Genomic DNA, 15,685 nt, shown 5'->3' on the forward strand with positions numbered 1-15,685 from the left:
CGAGGTCCCGGCGGGCACGACGCGGGAAGACCGGTGGCCCGTTCGGGCAACCCGGTCAGATCAGGCCGTGCCGCATGGCGAAACCGACGGCGTGCGCGCGGTTGCGCAGGTGGAGCCTCGTGGCGACCTCGTGCAGCACGTTCTTGACCGTCCGCTCGGAGAACGACGTCTTCGCCGCGATCTCGGCGGTGTCGAAACCCTCGGCCACCAGCCGCAGCATGTCCGCCTCGCGCGGGGTCAGCGTGGACAGCGACGGCCCGTTCGGGTCCAGCACGCTGCGCTGCAACCGGCCCACGTGGTCCAGCAGCCTGCCCAGCAGGTCGCCCGGCAGCACCGACTCGCCGCGCGCCAGCGCGGTCACCAGGCGCACCAGGTGGTCCTGGTCGGCCTCCGCGCGCCGCAGCACGCCCGCGACGCCGCAGTCGATCGTGGTCTGCAACGAGTCGTGGTCGAAGCGCCCCACCACCAGGCCGGTGCGCGTCTCCTCCGCGTGCCTCAGGCGGCGCAGCAGCCGGGACGTGCCCTCGTCGACCTGGTCCACGACCACCAGGGCCACGACCGCGCGGGACTCCTCGTCCGGCCGCAGCACCTCCACCTCGGGCCGCGGGCGCAGCTGCTGGGTGACGCCGACCCGCAGCACCGGGTCCTCGGCGTACACGGCCACCGGGATTCTGCTCATGGCACCCCTCCTGAACACCGTCGTGCCACCATCGTGCTGGCGGGGTGGGCGCACGGGCAGCGGCACGGGGTTCCCGGTGCACGGGATTGCCCGCACCGTGCCCTTTTCTCCCTGCCGGCCCGGGATTTCACCTCCCTACGGTTCGCCGGGTGACCACAACGACCGAGTTCGGTCTCCCCACCGTGGGCGTCACGCCCGGTCAGGAGACCCGCACCACGATGACGGTGCGCAACGACAGCGACATCGTCGAGGCGTACGAGTTCGAGGTGGTGGGCGACTGCGCCCCGTGGACCACCGTCGAACCGGGGCGGCTCTCGCTGTTCCCCGGCACGTCCGAGCAGGTTTCCCTGGTGCTGCGGCCACCGCGCTCACCCCTGGTGCGCGCGGGCGAGGTGCCGCTGGCGGTGCGCGTGCTGCCCGTCGAGCGGCCGGACTCGGCGGTGGTCACCGAGACCACCGTCGTGGTCGCGCCGTTCGCCGCGCAGCGCGTCCGGGTCGTGCCCCGGCGCCGCCGCGCCTGGCGCAGCGCCCGCTACCGCGTCGAGGTGCGCAACGAGGGCAACACGCCGGTGTCGGTGACCGTCGCCGTGCCGGAGAAGGACGACCACCTCCGGTACGCCACGCCCCCGCGTCCGTCCACAGTGGAACCGGGCGGTCAGGCGGACCTCGAACTGCGCGTGCGGGTGGCCAAGCTGCTGTGGTTCGGCAAGCCCCTGGTGTGGCCCGTGCGGCTGGAGGTCGTCGCGCTCGCCGCGGAGGAGCGGCACGAGCACGACCTGGCGGCGGAGCTGGTGCAGCTGCCGGTCCTGGCCCGCTGGCTGCTGTCCGTGCTCGCGGCGCTGCTGGCGCTGCTGCTGCTGTGGCTGTTCCTGGTGCGCCCGGCGGTGCGCAGCGCGGCCCGCGAGGCCACCGACGAGCGGGCGCAGGAGATCGCGCAGGCGGGCGACGCCCAGGCGCCCCCGGCGGACCAGCCGCAGGGCCAGGGCCAGGGCCAGGGGCAGGGCGAGGGCCAGGCCCAGCCGGGCCAGCGGGGACAGGGACAGGGACAGGGGCAGGGCACGGCGTTCGGCCCCGGTCGGCAGGGCTCCGCCACCATCCAGGTCACCACCGCGCCCGGCCAGCAGGCCACCGGCACGTACGTGGTGCCCGACGGCAAGATGTTCCACATCAGCGACATCGTGCTGGCCAACCACCAGGGCGACGAGGGCGTGCTCACCATCGCGTTCGGCGAGCGCACCATCACCACGATCGCCCTGGAGACGTTCCGCAACCAGGACTACCACTGGGTGACGCCCATCGACATCCCGGAGAACGGCACCGTCACCGCCGCGGTGACCTGCGCCAAGCCGGGCACGCCCGCGAGCGGCCAGCAGGCGTCGGGGTGCGCGCAGCTGCTCAACGTCAGCGGTGTGCTGGCCGACCTGCCCTGACGCGGAGGGGGCGCCCGGCAGCGGCTCGACCGCGCGGGCGCACCCCTCGCCGGCCGTCCACACCCCTCCGGGGGTCGACGGCCGGCGCTGTGCTCACCAGCCCGCGCGGCGGTTCCACTCGTCGAGCAGGGCGTCGATCCACGCCAGCATCAGGTCGGCGGTCGCGTCGTCCCCCAGGGTGCGGTACCGCTGGAGCTCGACGCCCGCCGCCGTCAGCTCGGCGCACAGGTCCGAGGTGGCGATCCCCTCCGGCCTGCTCACCGCTCGCGGGCTCGTTCGGCGCTCGCCCGTTCGGCGTTGCGCGCGGCGATCCGGAACGCCTCCACGTACTTGGGCAGCTCGACGAGCGCGCGTTCCCACGTGCCCGCGGTCACCTGCTCGGCGAACACCATGTCGACCGCGAACTGGGCCACGTCCGGCGAGAGGTCGTCCACGGACGCCTCGCGCAGCCGGCGCGACACCTCCAGCCGCTGCACGCGGGACCGGACGACCTCCAGGGTGCGCAGCAGCTCGGCGACGACCCGCTCGGCCTCGCCCCGCTCGACCACCAGCCACCCCTTGTCGGCCAGGTCGAGGAACAGGTCGCCCGCGAACCTCTCCCGCGTGGAACCGTCCGCCACGCGACTTCCGTCCCCGTCGGGCCGCACAATCATCGCACCTCCGTACGGGAACCGGGGCGCCGCTCCTCCGGGAGCCCTCACCAGTTGACGACCCGAGCCCACCACGTGCGGGGGCGCGGGTACAGGTCGCGGGCGCAGGTCTGCCCGTCCGTACCTGTCACCGACCTGTCGATCCACCGCGACCCATCCGCCAAGATCGTCCGAACGGGTGAAACCCTCTGGATTCTGAACCGTGTGGACCCACCGTGCGTGGCCATGCTGCGTAGGACGAGCGGGGGGAGGCGACGGGATGCCGATCGACGACGACGCGCTGCGGGTGCGGTTGCTGGGGCCGGTGCGGGCCTGGCTCGGGGACGCGGAGCGCGGCCTGGGGGCGGCCCGGCAGCGGACGGTGTTCGCGGTGCTGGCCGGCCGGGCGAACCGGGTGGTGTCGCGGGAGGAGCTGGTCGACGGCGTCTGGGGGGACGCCGCGCCGGCCGGCGCGGTCGGCAGCCTGCACACCTACGTGTCCGGGCTGCGCCGGGCGCTCGGGCCGGCCAGGCACGTGCTGGTGTCGCGGTCGGCGGGCTACTCGCTGGGGCTGGCCGAGGACGCGCTCGACGCGGCCGTGTTCGACCGCGGCCGGGTCGAGGGGCAGCGGCTGCTGGCGGCGGGGGAGTGGGCGCGCGCCAAGGACGTGCTGGACGCCGCGCTGGGCCTGTGGCGCGGCGGGGCGTACGACGGGGTGGCGGGTCCCTTCGCCGAGGCGGAGCGGCGGCGGCTGGGCGAGCTGCGGGTGGGCGCCGCGGAGGCGCGGGCGAGGGCCGCGCTGGAGCTGGGCGAGCACGCCGAGGTGGTCGCCGAGGTGGGCGCGCTGGTCGGCGAGCACCCGTGGCGGGAATCGCTGCGCGAGCTGCTGATGCTGGCCCTGCACCGGGCCGGGCGGCACGCGGAGGCGCTGGACGCCTACCGGGAGGCGCGGCGCGCGCTGGTCGCGGACCAGGGCATCGAGCCCGGACCCGGGCTGCGCGAACTCCAGCGGGTGATCCTCGACGGCACCGACCTCCCGCGCACCGACTCCCGGCGCGCGGACCTCCCGCGCATTAACTCCCGACGCGCGGATCTCCAGCCGGCCGACTCACGGCGCGCGGACCTCCCGCGCGCCGACCTCCGGCCCGCCGCCGCTCCCCGCGTCACCTCCCCGAACCCCCCTCCCACCCCCGACCACGACCGGCGCCTGGTCGTGATCCCGCCCCGCGTCCTGGCCGCCTCCGCCGCTCTTGCCCCCGCCTCCGCCTCCGCCTCCGCTCCCGCTTCCGCCGCGTTCGTCGGCCGGCGCGTGGAGACGGCGCTGCTGCGCTCCCTCGTCGCCGACGTGCTCGACGGCCGCGGCTCGGTGGTGTGGGTGGAGGGCGAACCCGGCATCGGCAAGTCCGCGCTGCTGGCCCGCTCCCTGGCCGACGCCGCCGACCGCGGCTGCCAGGTCGGCTGGGCCGCCGCCGACGAGCTGGGCATGAGGTTCCCCCTGCACGTCGTCATGGAGTGCCTGGACGTCGCGCCCACCGCACCCGACCCCGTCACCGCCGACCCGGCGACCGGCTGGGCCACCGACCCGGTGACGGCCGCCGTGGACCGGCTGCTCGCGCTCGTCGACCGCACGTGCGCCCGCTCGCCCCTGGTGCTGGTCGTCGACGACCTCCAGTGGGCCGACGAGGCGAGCCTCGTGCTGTGGCACCGGCTCGTCGCCGCCACCAGCAGGCTGCCGCTGCTGCTGGTCGCCGCCTCCCGGCCCGACCCCGGCCGGCGCGCGCTGGCCGGCGTGCGGCGCGGCGTGGAGGCGCGGCGGGGTCACGTGCTGGCGCTGGAGCCGCTCGCCGCCGACGAGGCGGAGGAGCTGGTCGGCCACGTCGTCGGCGCGCGGCCCGGCGACGCGCTGCGCGGGGTCGCCGAGCGCGCCGCGGGCAACCCGCTGTACCTGCGGGAGGCCGCGCAGTCCCTGGTGCGGCGCGGCGCGGTCCGGGTCGTGGGCGGTGTCGCCGACGTCGACGCGGCCACGGCCGGCGAGGTGCCGCCGTCGCTGCTGTCCGCGGTGAGCCGGTCGCTCGACGCCCTCACCCCGCCGGCCCGCGACGTGCTGCGGTCCGCGGCGCTGCTCGGCGTCGAGTTCCGGGTGCCCGACCTGGCCGCGGTGACCGGCCGGTCGGTGATCGACCTCGCGTGCCTCCTGGACGAGGCCGTCGCCGCCTCCGTCGTGGTCGAGGCGGGCGAGCACCTGGCGTTCCGCCACCCCTACCTGCGGATGGCGCTGCACGAGGGCCTGTCCGCGCCGGTGCGCACGGCCCTGCACCGGCAGGCGGCCGAGGCGCTGGCCGCGGCCGGGGCGCCGGTGGAGCGCGTCGCCGGGCACCTCGTCACCGAACCCGTCCCGGTGGACGCCTGGGTGCTGGGCTGGCTGGTGGACCACCACGCGGCCCTGGTCGAGCACGCGCCGAGGGCCGCCGCCGACCTGCTGGCGCGGGCGGCCGACACCGAGCCCGCCGACGCCGGGCAGCGCGCGACCGTGCTGGTGGCGCTCGTCCGCGCGCTGTCCCGCCTGGGACGCGACCCGGTGGACGCGGCGCTGCGCGCGCTGGCCGTGGCCACCGACCCGGCCGACGTCGCCGAGGTGCGCCACCTGCTGGCCGCCGCACGGCCCTGCGCGACCCCCGGCCCGGACGGGGGACCGGCCGCGCCCGACCTGCCGGCGGCCCGGCGCGTCCACCACCCGTCGTCACCGGCGCACCTGACCGGCCCGTCCGCCCCGTCCGCCCCGTTCGGCCCGTCCGCCCCCTTCGGCCCGTCCGCCCCGTCGGGCCAGGAAGGGCCGCTGAACCCGCGCCCACCGCACCCGATCCGCCGCGACCACGGCCAGGCGCCGCGCCGGGGCGACGACGCCCACGCCCGGCCCCGGCGGCCCGAGCTGGTGGCGCTGCGCCCGGACCTGCTCGACAACCGGGTGTTCACGCTCCGCCTCCACCGGCCGGCCGAGGCGGAGGAACCGCCGCCCCACCGGACCCCGCCCCGCCCCGTGCGCCACCGCCGGGCGCGCCGCCACGGGCCCGCCGACGCCGCGGGTCCGCGGCTCAGGTGTCCCGGGACGTGCTGACGTCCGCGCCGATCGGGTTCACCCGCACGGCGAGCAGCACCACCACCGCCGGTACGGGTCGGGCAGGGGCACCTCGGCGGCCGGGTCCGCCTGCGGTCAGGATCGGCCCGCCGGGCGGGGGAGCAGGAAGTGGACCGCGAACGCCGCCGCCGTGGTGAGCACCGCCTGGTACAGCGTCGACAGGCGGGCGTCGTCCGCGACCGTGAACACGGCGTCCAGGTCGGTGGTGACCAGCCCGGCCAGGGTGACCAGGCCCGTGGCGTGCCAGCCGAAGAAGCCCGCCGTCCACGCGGTCAGCGGCCACCGGTTGCGCCCGGGGCGGCGCAGCAGCCACACCGCCGAGGCGGCAGCCGCGGCGTTGACCGCGAGCGCGAGCCCCACCAGCTCCACCGAGACCCCGCTGAGCAGGGCGGACAGTGCGTGGAGCACCGCCAGGATCAGGGTCGTCCAAGCGCCCAGGCGCGTTCGGTCCACGTCCCGGATGCTAGATCAGCGGTCCCCCGGCCGACGCCGAGGTGGGCGCCGCGCACCCGCGGTTCAGTCCACGACGGCGGCGACGGCCTCGATCTCGACCAGCTGGTCGTCGTACCCGAGCACGGTGACGCCGAACAGGGTGCTGGGCACGTCGTGGTCGCCGAACGCCGCGCGCACCACCTCCCACGCCGTCACCAGGTCCGCCTGCCGGGTGGAGGCGACGAGCACGCGCGTGCTGATCACGTCCTCGATCCCGGCACCCGCGTCCTCCAGCGCGACGCGCATGTTCCGCACGGCCTGCGCGGCCTGGGCGGCGTAGTCGCCGGCCCCGACCGTGTTCCCGTGCTCGTCGAGCGGGCACGCGCCGGCCAGGAAGACCAGCCGCGCGCCGGCGGGCGCGGTGGCCGCGTAGGCGTACTCGGCGACGTCGGACAACCGGGGCGAGCGGATCAACCTGACGGCCGGGGGCACGGCGCTCCTTCCGCTGGACGGGTACCCGAAGCCTGGGTGGCGGGCACGTACCCCGGCACGCGCGCCGCCGCGCGGCGCTCCACCACGACCGACAGCCCGGCCACGGCCAGCCCGGCCAGGCTCAGCGCCACGCCCACCCACGCGGTCGAGGTGAAGCCCCAGCCCGCCGCGATGGCGAGCCCGCCCAGCCACGCGCCCGCGCCGTTGGCGAGGTTGAGCGCCGCGTGGTTGGACGACGAGGCCAGCGACGGCGCGTCCGGCGAGGCGTCCATCAGCCGCACCTGGAGCGCGGCGGCGAGCACCTGCGTCACGTACCCCAGCAGGAACACGAGGACGAACGCGAGCACCGCCACCGTCGCGGTCAGCGCGAACGCCACCAGCACGGCGGCGGTCACGACCAGCCCGCCGAACACGCTGCCCATCACGGACCGGTCGATGAACCGGCCGCCGGTCATCGCGCCGAGCGTCATGCCCAGGCCGAAGGTCGCCAGCGCCCACGGCACGGCCGTGCTCGACAGCCCGGTCACCTCGGTCGTGATCGGCGAGATGTAGGAGTAGACGGCGAACATGCCGCCGAACCCGATCATGCCGGTGACCAGCGCGAACCACACCTGGGGACGGCGGAACGCGCGCAGCTCGGCGGCCACGCCCGCGTCCTGCGCGGCCGGGATGCGGGGCAGCCACCGCGCCAGCGACAGCGTCGTGACCAGGGCGATCACCGACACCGCCAGGTACGCCACCCGCCAGCCGATCTGCTGCCCGGCGGCGGTCACCACGGGCACGCCCACCAGGTTGGCCACGGTCAGGCCGACCATGATCCGGGCGACCGCGGTGCCGCGCCGCTCCGGCGCGACGAGCGTCGTGGCGACCACGGCCGCGATGCCGAAGAACGCGCCGTGCGGCAGGCCCGCCACGAACCGGGACACCATCAGCAGCGTGGTGTTGGGGGCCAGCGCCGACAGCCCGTTGCCGACGGCGAGGGCGACGGTGAGCGCGATCAGCAGGCCCTTGCGCGGCAGCTTCGCGGCGAGCCCCGCGATCAGCGGGGCCCCGACCACGACGCCGAGCGCGTAGAGGCTGATCGCGTGGCCGGCGGTCGGGATGGAGATGTCGAACGTGTCCGCCACCTGCGGCAGCAGGCCCATGGTCGCGAACTCGGTGGTGCCGATGGCGAACCCGCCGAGCGCCATGGCGCTCATCGCGGCGGTGGCGCCGCTCGTCCGGGGGGCGGCCGTCCGCTCGACGGTCGTGGTCATGCGCGATCGCTCCTGTCACCGTGTCCCGCGTCGACGGTGACCGGACCCCTTGGGCTTCCCTGAAACTCGATCAGCTGCTGAAACGATTTTACGGGCGGGGGCATTCCGCGACCGGCGTGCCGCTCCTCACACGTCGAGCTTCGTGCCGTACAGCTTCGCCGCGCGCAGCCTGATCACCACCCGCCGCTCGCGCACCTGCTCCACCAGGAACGCGCGCTCCTCGGCCGGGTCGGCGAACCCCGGCGTCATGCCGAGCAGTTCGAGCCCCACCGCGTCACCGGGCTCGGCGCTCGGCGCGGACACCTCGGCGTCGCCCTCCACGACCGCGAACGACCACACGTCCGGGCTCACGTGCAGCGCCACCCTCGGGTCGGCCTGGACCTGCCGGGCCTTGACCCGGTCCGCCGTGGTCGACACGCGGGCCACGCCGTCCCGCCAGTCGTAGGCGACGGTCGTCAGGTGCGGGTGGCCGCTGCGCTTCACGGTGGCGAGCACGCCGAACCGGTGCGCGGCGAGCAGGTCGGTCACCTCGTCGGTGGTCAGGGTCCGCGGGGTGGGGCGGTCGTCGCTCACGTCGTGTCCTTCCAACGGTTCCGGGGTCACCGGTCGTCGTGCGGGACGGACGGCACGGTCCCTCCCGCCCGAGCGGTGACAGGAGGAACCGTAGCAGATAGTACCGTTGTAGACGATCTGTTTCAGGATTACTTGCTGCGCTCGCGGGCCCGGCGGGCGGTCGCCGGGGCCTCGACCGGGGTGGACAGGTGGCCGGTGGCCAGCCGGTCCAACGCGCGCAGCAGCACCTCGCGCTCGTCGTCGGGCAGCGCGCCGAGGGCGTCGCGGTGCACGCCGTCGACGATCCGCCGGCTCCGCGCGGCGACCTCGGCCCCCTTCTCGGTCACGGAGACGATCCGGGCGCGCCGGTCGGTGGTCGACGGTCGGCGCTCGGCCAGGCCCGCCGCCTCCAGCGCGTCGACCGTGACGACCATGGTGGTCTTGTCCATGTCGCCCAGTTCGGCGAGCCGGACCTGCGTGCGCTCCTCCTCCAGGGCGTGCACCAGCACGCAGTGCATGCGCGCGGTCAGGCCGATCTCGGCCAGGGCCGCGGCGACCCGCGTGCGCAGCACGTGGCCGGTGCGGTCCAGCAGGAACGACAGGTCGGGCTCGGTGCGCGCGGGGGCCGTGGCGGACATGGCCCCAGTCTACGACTCGTCCCGATCCGGATCGTCCGTCACGGGACGGTATTACCGGGGCGGGTGGGCGTTGCGCAGCAGGTCGCGGAACTGGGCCGGGTCCCACCGACCGGCGGGCGGCGAGTCCGGGCGCGCCCCGGTCGGGTCGGGCGTCGCGTCCGGCTGCCCGGTGTAGGTCGGGTCGCACATCCGGTCGAAGTTCTCCTCGCCGGTCGGGACCGGGATGCTCGCCCCGTCCGACTCGCCCGGCCGCTTCAGCCACGCGTAGGCGTCCACGTCCGGCGCGGGGGACGCGGTCGGCGACTCGCCCAGGCCCGCGCCCACCTGGTTGCACCAGTTGCCGATCCGCAGCCGCCGGTCGAGCCGCCCGCCGTCCACGTACGCGTCGACGTTCGTCTCCGGCCCCGGTCCGGTCGGCCGCGCGGCCCCGCCCCAGCCGTTGCGCGACGTGTCGACCACCACGCCCGCGCCCGCCCGGAACCCGGCCGCCACCAGCCCGCGCCGCACGGCGTCCGCGTAGGACAGCTCGTCGAGGAACGGGTTCCAGTCCACCCACCTGGTCTGGAGGATCGGCTGGCCCGCGATGGTGGTCCTGGTGATGAACTCCTCGCGCAGCACCGAGTAGTTCGCCGTGTTCACCACGAACCCGTGCACGTCCGTCGGCGTGCTGCCCGCCGCGTTCGCCGCCCGGAGCAGCACGTCGGTCAGCGGCCGGCGGTGGTCCGCCCAGCCCAGCGACCCGTGGTGGCCGATGTCGAGGTAGGAGTAGGTGTTGTCGAGCTCGCCGAGCCTGGCCAGCGCGTGGCCGACCGCGCCCGTGTACGCGCCGTTCGCCTTCACCCGCTCGCAGAGCGGCGTGGCGTCGTTCGCGGACCCCACGTGCGTGACCAGGAACCCCAGCGCGTGCGGCTCGACCACGGCGACGACCCGCAGGCCCGCGTACGCCGGGTCGCCCAGCACCTCCGCGATCGGGTCGACGAACTCGGCGCGGTAGCGCGGCAGGTCGTCCGGGCCCAGCTCGCCGTTCGTCGACAGCCGCCCGCAGTCGCGGCCCGGCGCGTCGTGCAGCACGAGCTGGACGAGGTCGGCGCCCTGGCGCAGCGCCTCGTCGAGGTGGTCGCGCAGGCCCATCCGGCCGTGCCGGCCGTGCACGGAGGCGATGCTGTCCAGCCACACGGCGGTCGGCTCGCCGGCGACGGCGGCCCCACCGGGTTCGGCGGCGGCGCGGGCGGACCACTCCGGGTCCACGTACGCCCGCGCCCCGGCGTACGGGTTGTCGGCACGGGTGGTGGCGGTGGCGGTCGGTGCGCCGACCAGGCCCGCGACGAGCGCGAGGGCGGCGGCGAGGTGGAGCGCGGGACGCGTGACGGACATGCGGCGACCTCCGGGTCGAACGGAGGCGGTGTGCGTCCACGGTACCGCGCCACGCACCCCCCGCCGGCCCCGAACGGCCGCCACCGCCCGCGCCGTCACCGCACCCCGCCACCGGTCGCGCTGCCACCGGTCGCGCTGCCACCGCCCGCCGCCACCGACCGGAAAACCGGTGGTGGCGGGCGGGATGATCGTCGCGCGCACCGACCCGGGGAGGCCGCCATCACCGTCCACGACGCCGTCGCCGAGGCCGCCCTCGCGCCGGGGTGGCGGCCGGCCCTCCACGTCGTGCCGGGGCTCGTGGCGGCGGTCGCCCGGTCCCGACCGCGGTCCCGACCGGTCCTGCCGGGGGTCAGGACCGCCAGACCACCGGGTCGTCCACGTAGGCGTCGCCGCCCTTGTCGAAGCTCGCGCCCGAGACCTTCGACCCCTCGCGGGCGGCCGACAGCACGCACGTCTCGTACTTCGCGCCCGCGGTGGTGAAGTCGCGCGGCGCGCTCTCGGACTCGCACTTGTCCGTCTCGCCGCTGATGATCACGCCGGTGCCCTTGCCGTCGTCGCCGAGGCCGCGCAGGCTCAGCGAGCTGTAGGACAGGTCCGTGCCGCCGAGGTTCTCCACCGTCACCCGGATGTAGAACGGCGTGATGCCCTTGGCCTTGTCGCCGAACTTCGCCAGGTCCGCGTTGTCGCCCTGCTCGATCGCGCTGACCGTGACCCCGAGGGTGCCGTTCTTGTCCGTGCCGTACTTGAACGGCACGACCGCGCGCTCGCCGACGTCGAGCTTCGCGCCGGGCGCGGTCACGTCACCGGTCGGGGCGTCCGCGGCGGCCGACGCGCTCGCCTTCGCGGACGTGCTGCCGCTCGTCGACGCGCTCGTGGTCGCGGACGTCGTGTCGCCCGCCGGGGCGGACACCGCGGTGCCCTCCGTGTCGCCACCGCACGCCGACAGCAGCAGGACGGCCGCGCAGGCGGCGGTGATCGAGGCCGTGCGGGCGTGCGTCAAGGCAACTCCTCGGGTGGGCGGCACGGCGACGCTAGCTCCGTCCGGAGCAACCCCGCGTCGGTCGTTCGCACCACAGGACCGCTCAGAGGTCGTCCACGCCGATCAGGCCGTCCTGGATGGCCCGCGCCACCAGCGCCGCCTTGGTCGGCGCCTCCCGCCCGATCAGGGCGTACTTGATCCGGATGCGCTCCAGGTGCGAGTTGACCGTGCTCAGCGAGATGCCCAGGCGCTGCGCCACGAAGTCCTTCGACTCGGACTGGAACCACTCGACCAGCACCTCGACCTCGCGCGCCGACAGCGCGGGCCGGTGGTCGGACCGGTCGCCCGCGAGCGCCCCCGCCAGCGACGGCGGCGTGTACGGCCGCCCCTCGGCCGCGGCCCGGGTCGCCTGCACCAGGTGGTCGGCGCCCTCGGCCTTGGTCAGGTAGCACAGCGCGCCCAGTTCGAGGCACTGGAGCGCGATGTCGTCGTCGGCGCGCATCGAGTACACGACGACCCGCCGCCCCGCCTCCGCGAGCCGCCGCAGGTCGCCCAGCGCCGGCGTCGGACCGCCCAGGTGCAGGTCGAGGATCACCACGTCGGCCCCCGCGCCCTCGCCCAGCCACGCCACCCGCACGTCCTCGCCCGCGGCCACCACGGTGATCGGCGGAACACCCGACGACAGCCAGTAGGCGACCCCCGCGCGCACCGCCGGGTGGTCGTCCACGACGACCGCGGTCAGCTGCTCGTCCGCCATCTGGCCTCCATCCGCGCCTGCCCACCGTACGTGCCCCGTTCGACCACGACGCGGGCCGTCGCGGTTCCCCGATCAGCCGATCCGTCGCCCCCAGCGGTGTCCTGTTCGTCACACGTCCCGTCACCCGGACCGCCGACACCCGTTCCGCCGTCCGCACCGGCACCCGATCCGCCACCCGCGCCAGTGCCCGTTCCGCCGCCCGCGCCGGCACCCACTCCGCCGCCTGACCCGCCGCCCACGTCGGAGCCCGATCCGCCGCCCGCGCCGGTACCCGATCCGCCGCCCACGTCGGTACCCGATCCGCCGCCCACGTCGGTGATCACCGCCACCCGCACCTCCGCCCCGGTCCGCAGCAGGCTCACCCGGGCCCTCTCCCGCGCCACCGACAGCGCCACCGCCACCGGCCCGGTCAGCTCCCGCCGCACGTCCGTCGGCACCGGCACCGGGGCCCCGCTGACCGCCAGCGACACCACCAGCCCCCGCCGTTCGGCGATGTGCACGCACGCCTTGACCTCGTGCACCAGCGGGTCGGGCACGTCGTCGTTCTCGGCGAACAGCCGGCGCAGCTGGGTGGCGGCGAGCGCGCACCGCGACCGCGTCTCGTCGTCGCGCGGGTCGAGCACGCCGTCCGCCAGGTCCGCCAGCAGCGGCACGGTGGCGCCGAGCTGCCCGGCGAACCCCGCGCGCAGGTCCTCCTCCCACTGCCGGGCCATGGCGGTGCGGGTCTCGGCGCGCTCCTGCTCCGCGGCGGCCTCGGCGGCCTGCCGGGCGGTGCGCACCAGGACCCGGGTCAGGACCAGCACGCCGAGCTGGAAGCTGGTGACGCTGAGCACGACCACGCCCGCGCTGCCCACCTCCTCCCGGTCCGGCGACCCGGCCAGCGCGAACTGCGCCGCGTTGAGCGCGGTGTGTGCGCCCAGGGCGGTGAGCAGCAGCGGCACCCGGTCGAGCAGCAGCACCAGCAGGTGCCAGCCGACCAGGCCGAACGACCAGTGCGCGGCCTCGAAGTGGCCGTCCTCGGGGAGCGCGTCCGTGGCCGCGACCGAGGCGGCGAGCACGGCGGCCGTGCCGACCGCCACCACGGGGCCGGGCAGCGGCCTGCGGCGCACCACCCACACCGCGCACACCGCCGTGACCAGGCCGAGCACGGCGGACCCGACCGCCGCGCCCACCCCGTGCGGGTAGCTCACCAGCGGCAAGGTGCTCAGGCTGACCTGCACGATCGCCGTCACGGCCAGCAGCACCAGCCGCAGGCTCGCGATCACCTCGGCGTCGGTGTCAGCCACGCGACCACGTCATCCGCACCACCGTGCCGCCGGGCCCCGACACGACCTCCGCGCGCCCGCCGACCGCCGCCACCCGCTCGACCACCGAACCCCGGATGCCGCGCCGGTGCTCGGACACCGCGCCCACGTCGAACCCGCGCCCCGCGTCGCGCACGGTCACCACCACGCCGTCCGCGAGCGCCACGACCGCCACCGACGCGTCGTCCGCCCCGGCGTGCCGCTCGACGTTGAGCAACGCCTCCCGCACCGCCCGGACCAGCGCCAACGCCACCGACGGCGGCACCAGCACCTTGTCCAGGGAGGTTTCCACCCGCAGCGGCGAGCGCTCCACCACGGCCCGCACCGCCGCTCCGACGTCCACGACGCTCTCGCGCGGCACCCCTCCGCCCCCGGTCAGCAGGTCCAGGTCGCGCCGCGCGTACCCCGCGACCGCCGCCGGCTCCGCGCCACCCACCGCGACCACGAGGAACGTCGCCGACGCCGTGTCGTGCAGCAGCGCCAGGTACTCGCGCTCCCGCCTGCGCCGCTCCACCGCGACCGCCTCGGCCCGCGTCGCCGCCGCCCGCCGGGCCCGCACCTCGTCCACCCGCCGGGTGGACCGCCGCAGCAGCGCGAACGCCGCCCGGGCCAGGGCGCACTCCACCACGACCCGCAGCACGGCCGTGCCGTCCCAGCCGACCAGCGAACCGTGCGCGACCAGCAGCGCCGCCGTGACGGGCACCGTGACCCGGGGCGACCACTCCCACTGGAGCGTCACGGCGGACGTGGTCAGCACGTTGAGCGCCCACTGCCCGCTGCCGCCGACCCACCCCTGCACCGCGCACACCGCCACCACGCGCACCAGCGCGGGCACGAACGCCACCCGCGGCCCGGCGAAGTCCGCCACCGCCCCGAGCAGCACCACGCCGAGCACGGCGAGCGCGAGCAGCACCCCGTCACCGGGCACCGAGAGCACGCCGAACGCGCTGAGCAGCACCACCCCGACCCCGCGCACCGGCCCGGCGAACCGCGCGACGGCGGCCAGGAACCCCTCCTCCACCGGCCCGCGCACGCCCAGACCCTAACCGGCCCCGGAGCCGTTCGCGATCAGTACCGTGGCGGGGTGACCACGACAGTCCCACCGGCGTTCGCCGAGGCCATCACCGGTCGCGAGGGCGAGGCGGGCAAGCGGTGGGTCGAGGGGCTGCCCGCGTCGGCCGCCGAGTTCCTGGACCGCTGGTCCTGCACCGCGTCCGGGCCGGTGATGCACGGTTTCGTCGGGGTGGTGATCCCCGCGGTTCGGGCGGACGGGACGCGGGTGGTGCTGAAGCTGGGGTTCCCGACCCCGCGCAACGCCGCGGAGCCCGTCGCCCTGGCGGCGTGGGACGGTGACGGCGCGGTGCGGCTGCTGGAGCGCGACGACGCCCGGTTCGCCATGCTGCTGGAGCGCCTGGAACCCGTGGCGGAGCCCGACCCCGCCCCGTTCACCGCGGTGGGCCGGCTCGTCCGCAGACTGGCCGTCGCGCCGCCGCCCGGCCTGCCCTCGTTGGCGGAGAAGGCGGCGGGGTGGCTGTCGGACGTGCCCGCGCACGCGGCGCGGTCGGGGGCGCCGCTGCCCGCGCGGGTGGTGGACGTCGCGGTCGCCGACGCGCGCGACCTGGCGGCCGATCAGCCCGCCGTCCTGCTGCACGGCGACCTGCACCTCGGCAACGTCATGCGCGACGACGAGGGGCCGCGGGCCATCGACCCGGACGGGCTGGTGGGCGACCCGGCCTTCGAGCTGCTCCCGCTGCTGCGCGGCGACTGGCCCGCCGTGGCCGCCGAACCGGACCAGCGCCGGGCGGTGGAGCGGCGGATCGCGGAGTTCGCCGAGGCGGCGGAGGTGGACCGCGAGCGGGTGCGCCGGTGGACGCGGGCCAGGGCGGTGGAGGCGGCGCTGTGGTCGCGCCTGCTGCGCGAACCCGCGTCGGTCACCGCGGTCGTCGACGCCCTGGCCGAACTGCCGGTGTGACCCGCGCCGGGCGGGGACCGCTCGTCCCCGACCGGTCGCGCGTCGCGGGGTCCCG

Annotated in this window: 16 protein-coding genes; 3 read left to right on the forward strand and 13 right to left on the reverse strand. The window is 76.3% G+C overall.

Features of this window, described 5'->3' with window-relative positions; genetic code table 11:
- Nucleotides 1-55 precede the first annotated feature (55 nt).
- Entirely contained in the window at nucleotides 56-679 is a 624-nt protein-coding gene (locus tag ACRAKJ_RS09630; RefSeq protein WP_438922780.1) for a LuxR C-terminal-related transcriptional regulator, read from the reverse strand.
- A gap of 149 nt (nucleotides 680-828) precedes the next feature.
- Between ACRAKJ_RS09630 and ACRAKJ_RS09635 the strand changes: the two genes are divergently transcribed.
- Nucleotides 829-2,109, forward strand: coding sequence for a COG1470 family protein (locus ACRAKJ_RS09635; protein ID WP_438922781.1), 1,281 nt, complete (start codon nucleotides 829-831; stop codon nucleotides 2,107-2,109).
- Nucleotides 2,110-2,202: 93 nt separating this feature from the next.
- Here ACRAKJ_RS09635 and ACRAKJ_RS09640 read toward each other — a convergent pair whose 3' ends face one another.
- Together ACRAKJ_RS09640 and ACRAKJ_RS09645 are read right to left on the reverse strand one after the other, a co-directional pair.
- Entirely contained in the window at nucleotides 2,203-2,370 is a 168-nt protein-coding gene (locus ACRAKJ_RS09640; protein WP_438922782.1) for a hypothetical protein, read from the reverse strand.
- Nucleotides 2,367-2,729, reverse strand: coding sequence for a hypothetical protein (locus ACRAKJ_RS09645; RefSeq protein ID WP_438922783.1), 363 nt, complete (start codon nucleotides 2,727-2,729; stop codon nucleotides 2,367-2,369). The genes ACRAKJ_RS09640 and ACRAKJ_RS09645 overlap by 4 nt, the downstream gene beginning before the upstream one ends.
- Before the next feature lie 289 nt (nucleotides 2,730-3,018).
- Here ACRAKJ_RS09645 and ACRAKJ_RS09650 point away from each other — a divergent pair, with 289 nt between their 5' ends.
- Nucleotides 3,019-5,853 carry a BTAD domain-containing putative transcriptional regulator gene (locus ACRAKJ_RS09650; protein WP_438922784.1) on the forward strand — a complete coding sequence of 945 codons (2,835 nt, stop codon included), beginning with the start codon at nucleotides 3,019-3,021 and terminating at the stop codon, nucleotides 5,851-5,853.
- A 96-nt stretch (nucleotides 5,854-5,949) separates the two neighbouring features.
- Here ACRAKJ_RS09650 and ACRAKJ_RS09655 read toward each other — a convergent pair whose 3' ends face one another.
- The 10 genes from ACRAKJ_RS09655 to ACRAKJ_RS09700 all read right to left on the reverse strand — a co-directional run bounded on the left by ACRAKJ_RS09655 (nucleotide 5,950) and on the right by ACRAKJ_RS09700 (nucleotide 14,691).
- Nucleotides 5,950-6,327 (reverse strand): hypothetical protein, encoded by a 378-nt coding sequence (locus tag ACRAKJ_RS09655; RefSeq protein WP_438922785.1) that lies wholly within the window; start codon nucleotides 6,325-6,327, stop codon nucleotides 5,950-5,952.
- A 63-nt stretch (nucleotides 6,328-6,390) separates the two neighbouring features.
- Nucleotides 6,391-6,798 carry a RidA family protein gene (locus ACRAKJ_RS09660; RefSeq protein ID WP_438922786.1) on the reverse strand — a complete coding sequence of 136 codons (408 nt, stop codon included), beginning with the start codon at nucleotides 6,796-6,798 and terminating at the stop codon, nucleotides 6,391-6,393.
- The gene (locus ACRAKJ_RS09665) at nucleotides 6,777-8,054 is read right to left on the reverse strand and encodes an MFS transporter (RefSeq protein ID WP_438922787.1); all 1,278 of its coding nucleotides are present in this window, start codon (nucleotides 8,052-8,054) and stop codon (nucleotides 6,777-6,779) included. Before ACRAKJ_RS09665 ends, ACRAKJ_RS09660 begins: the two co-directional genes overlap by 22 nt.
- Nucleotides 8,055-8,180: 126 nt before the next feature.
- The gene (locus ACRAKJ_RS09670; protein WP_438922788.1) at nucleotides 8,181-8,627 is read right to left on the reverse strand and encodes a TIGR03618 family F420-dependent PPOX class oxidoreductase; all 447 of its coding nucleotides are present in this window, start codon (nucleotides 8,625-8,627) and stop codon (nucleotides 8,181-8,183) included.
- Between the two features lie 128 nt (nucleotides 8,628-8,755).
- Nucleotides 8,756-9,244, reverse strand: a complete 489-nt coding sequence (locus tag ACRAKJ_RS09675) for a MarR family transcriptional regulator (RefSeq protein ID WP_438922789.1) — start codon at nucleotides 9,242-9,244, stop codon at nucleotides 8,756-8,758.
- A gap of 51 nt (nucleotides 9,245-9,295) precedes the next feature.
- Nucleotides 9,296-10,618 carry a glycoside hydrolase family 6 protein gene (locus ACRAKJ_RS09680; RefSeq protein ID WP_438922790.1) on the reverse strand — a complete coding sequence of 441 codons (1,323 nt, stop codon included), beginning with the start codon at nucleotides 10,616-10,618 and terminating at the stop codon, nucleotides 9,296-9,298.
- 349 nt (nucleotides 10,619-10,967) lie between these two features.
- Nucleotides 10,968-11,618: a hypothetical protein gene (locus tag ACRAKJ_RS09685; protein ID WP_438922791.1), complete on the reverse strand. Its 651-nt coding sequence runs from the start codon at nucleotides 11,616-11,618 to the stop codon at nucleotides 10,968-10,970.
- Between the two features lie 82 nt (nucleotides 11,619-11,700).
- Nucleotides 11,701-12,354, reverse strand: a complete 654-nt coding sequence (locus tag ACRAKJ_RS09690; protein WP_438922792.1) for a response regulator — start codon at nucleotides 12,352-12,354, stop codon at nucleotides 11,701-11,703.
- Nucleotides 12,336-13,640, reverse strand: a complete 1,305-nt coding sequence (locus tag ACRAKJ_RS09695; RefSeq protein ID WP_438922793.1) for a hypothetical protein — start codon at nucleotides 13,638-13,640, stop codon at nucleotides 12,336-12,338. The genes ACRAKJ_RS09690 and ACRAKJ_RS09695 overlap by 19 nt, the downstream gene beginning before the upstream one ends.
- Nucleotides 13,633-14,691 (reverse strand): ATP-binding protein, encoded by a 1,059-nt coding sequence (locus tag ACRAKJ_RS09700; RefSeq protein WP_438922794.1) that lies wholly within the window; start codon nucleotides 14,689-14,691, stop codon nucleotides 13,633-13,635. The genes ACRAKJ_RS09695 and ACRAKJ_RS09700 overlap by 8 nt, the downstream gene beginning before the upstream one ends.
- 51 nt (nucleotides 14,692-14,742) lie before the next feature.
- On the opposite strand from ACRAKJ_RS09700, the gene ACRAKJ_RS09705 reads away from it, so the two are divergent.
- A complete protein-coding gene (locus tag ACRAKJ_RS09705) occupies nucleotides 14,743-15,630 on the forward strand; it encodes an aminoglycoside phosphotransferase family protein (RefSeq protein WP_438922795.1) in 888 nt (295 codons plus the stop codon).
- Nucleotides 15,631-15,685 lie beyond the last annotated feature (55 nt).

Source organism: Saccharothrix sp. DSM 118769 (assembly GCF_052936295.1).

Excerpts from the sequence above, each read along its gene's own strand:
- ACRAKJ_RS09630 (WP_438922780.1), bottom strand. The coding sequence starts at position 679 with ATGAGCAGAATCCCGGTGGCCGTGTACGCCGAGGACCCGGTGCTGCGG.
- ACRAKJ_RS09650 (WP_438922784.1), top strand. The coding sequence starts at position 3,019 with ATGCCGATCGACGACGACGCGCTGCGGGTGCGGTTGCTGGGGCCGGTG.
- ACRAKJ_RS09665 (WP_438922787.1), bottom strand. The coding sequence starts at position 8,054 with ATGACCACGACCGTCGAGCGGACGGCCGCCCCCCGGACGAGCGGCGCC.
- ACRAKJ_RS09675 (WP_438922789.1), bottom strand. The coding sequence starts at position 9,244 with ATGTCCGCCACGGCCCCCGCGCGCACCGAGCCCGACCTGTCGTTCCTG.
- ACRAKJ_RS09680 (WP_438922790.1), bottom strand. The coding sequence starts at position 10,618 with ATGTCCGTCACGCGTCCCGCGCTCCACCTCGCCGCCGCCCTCGCGCTC.
- ACRAKJ_RS09690 (WP_438922792.1), bottom strand. The coding sequence starts at position 12,354 with ATGGCGGACGAGCAGCTGACCGCGGTCGTCGTGGACGACCACCCGGCG.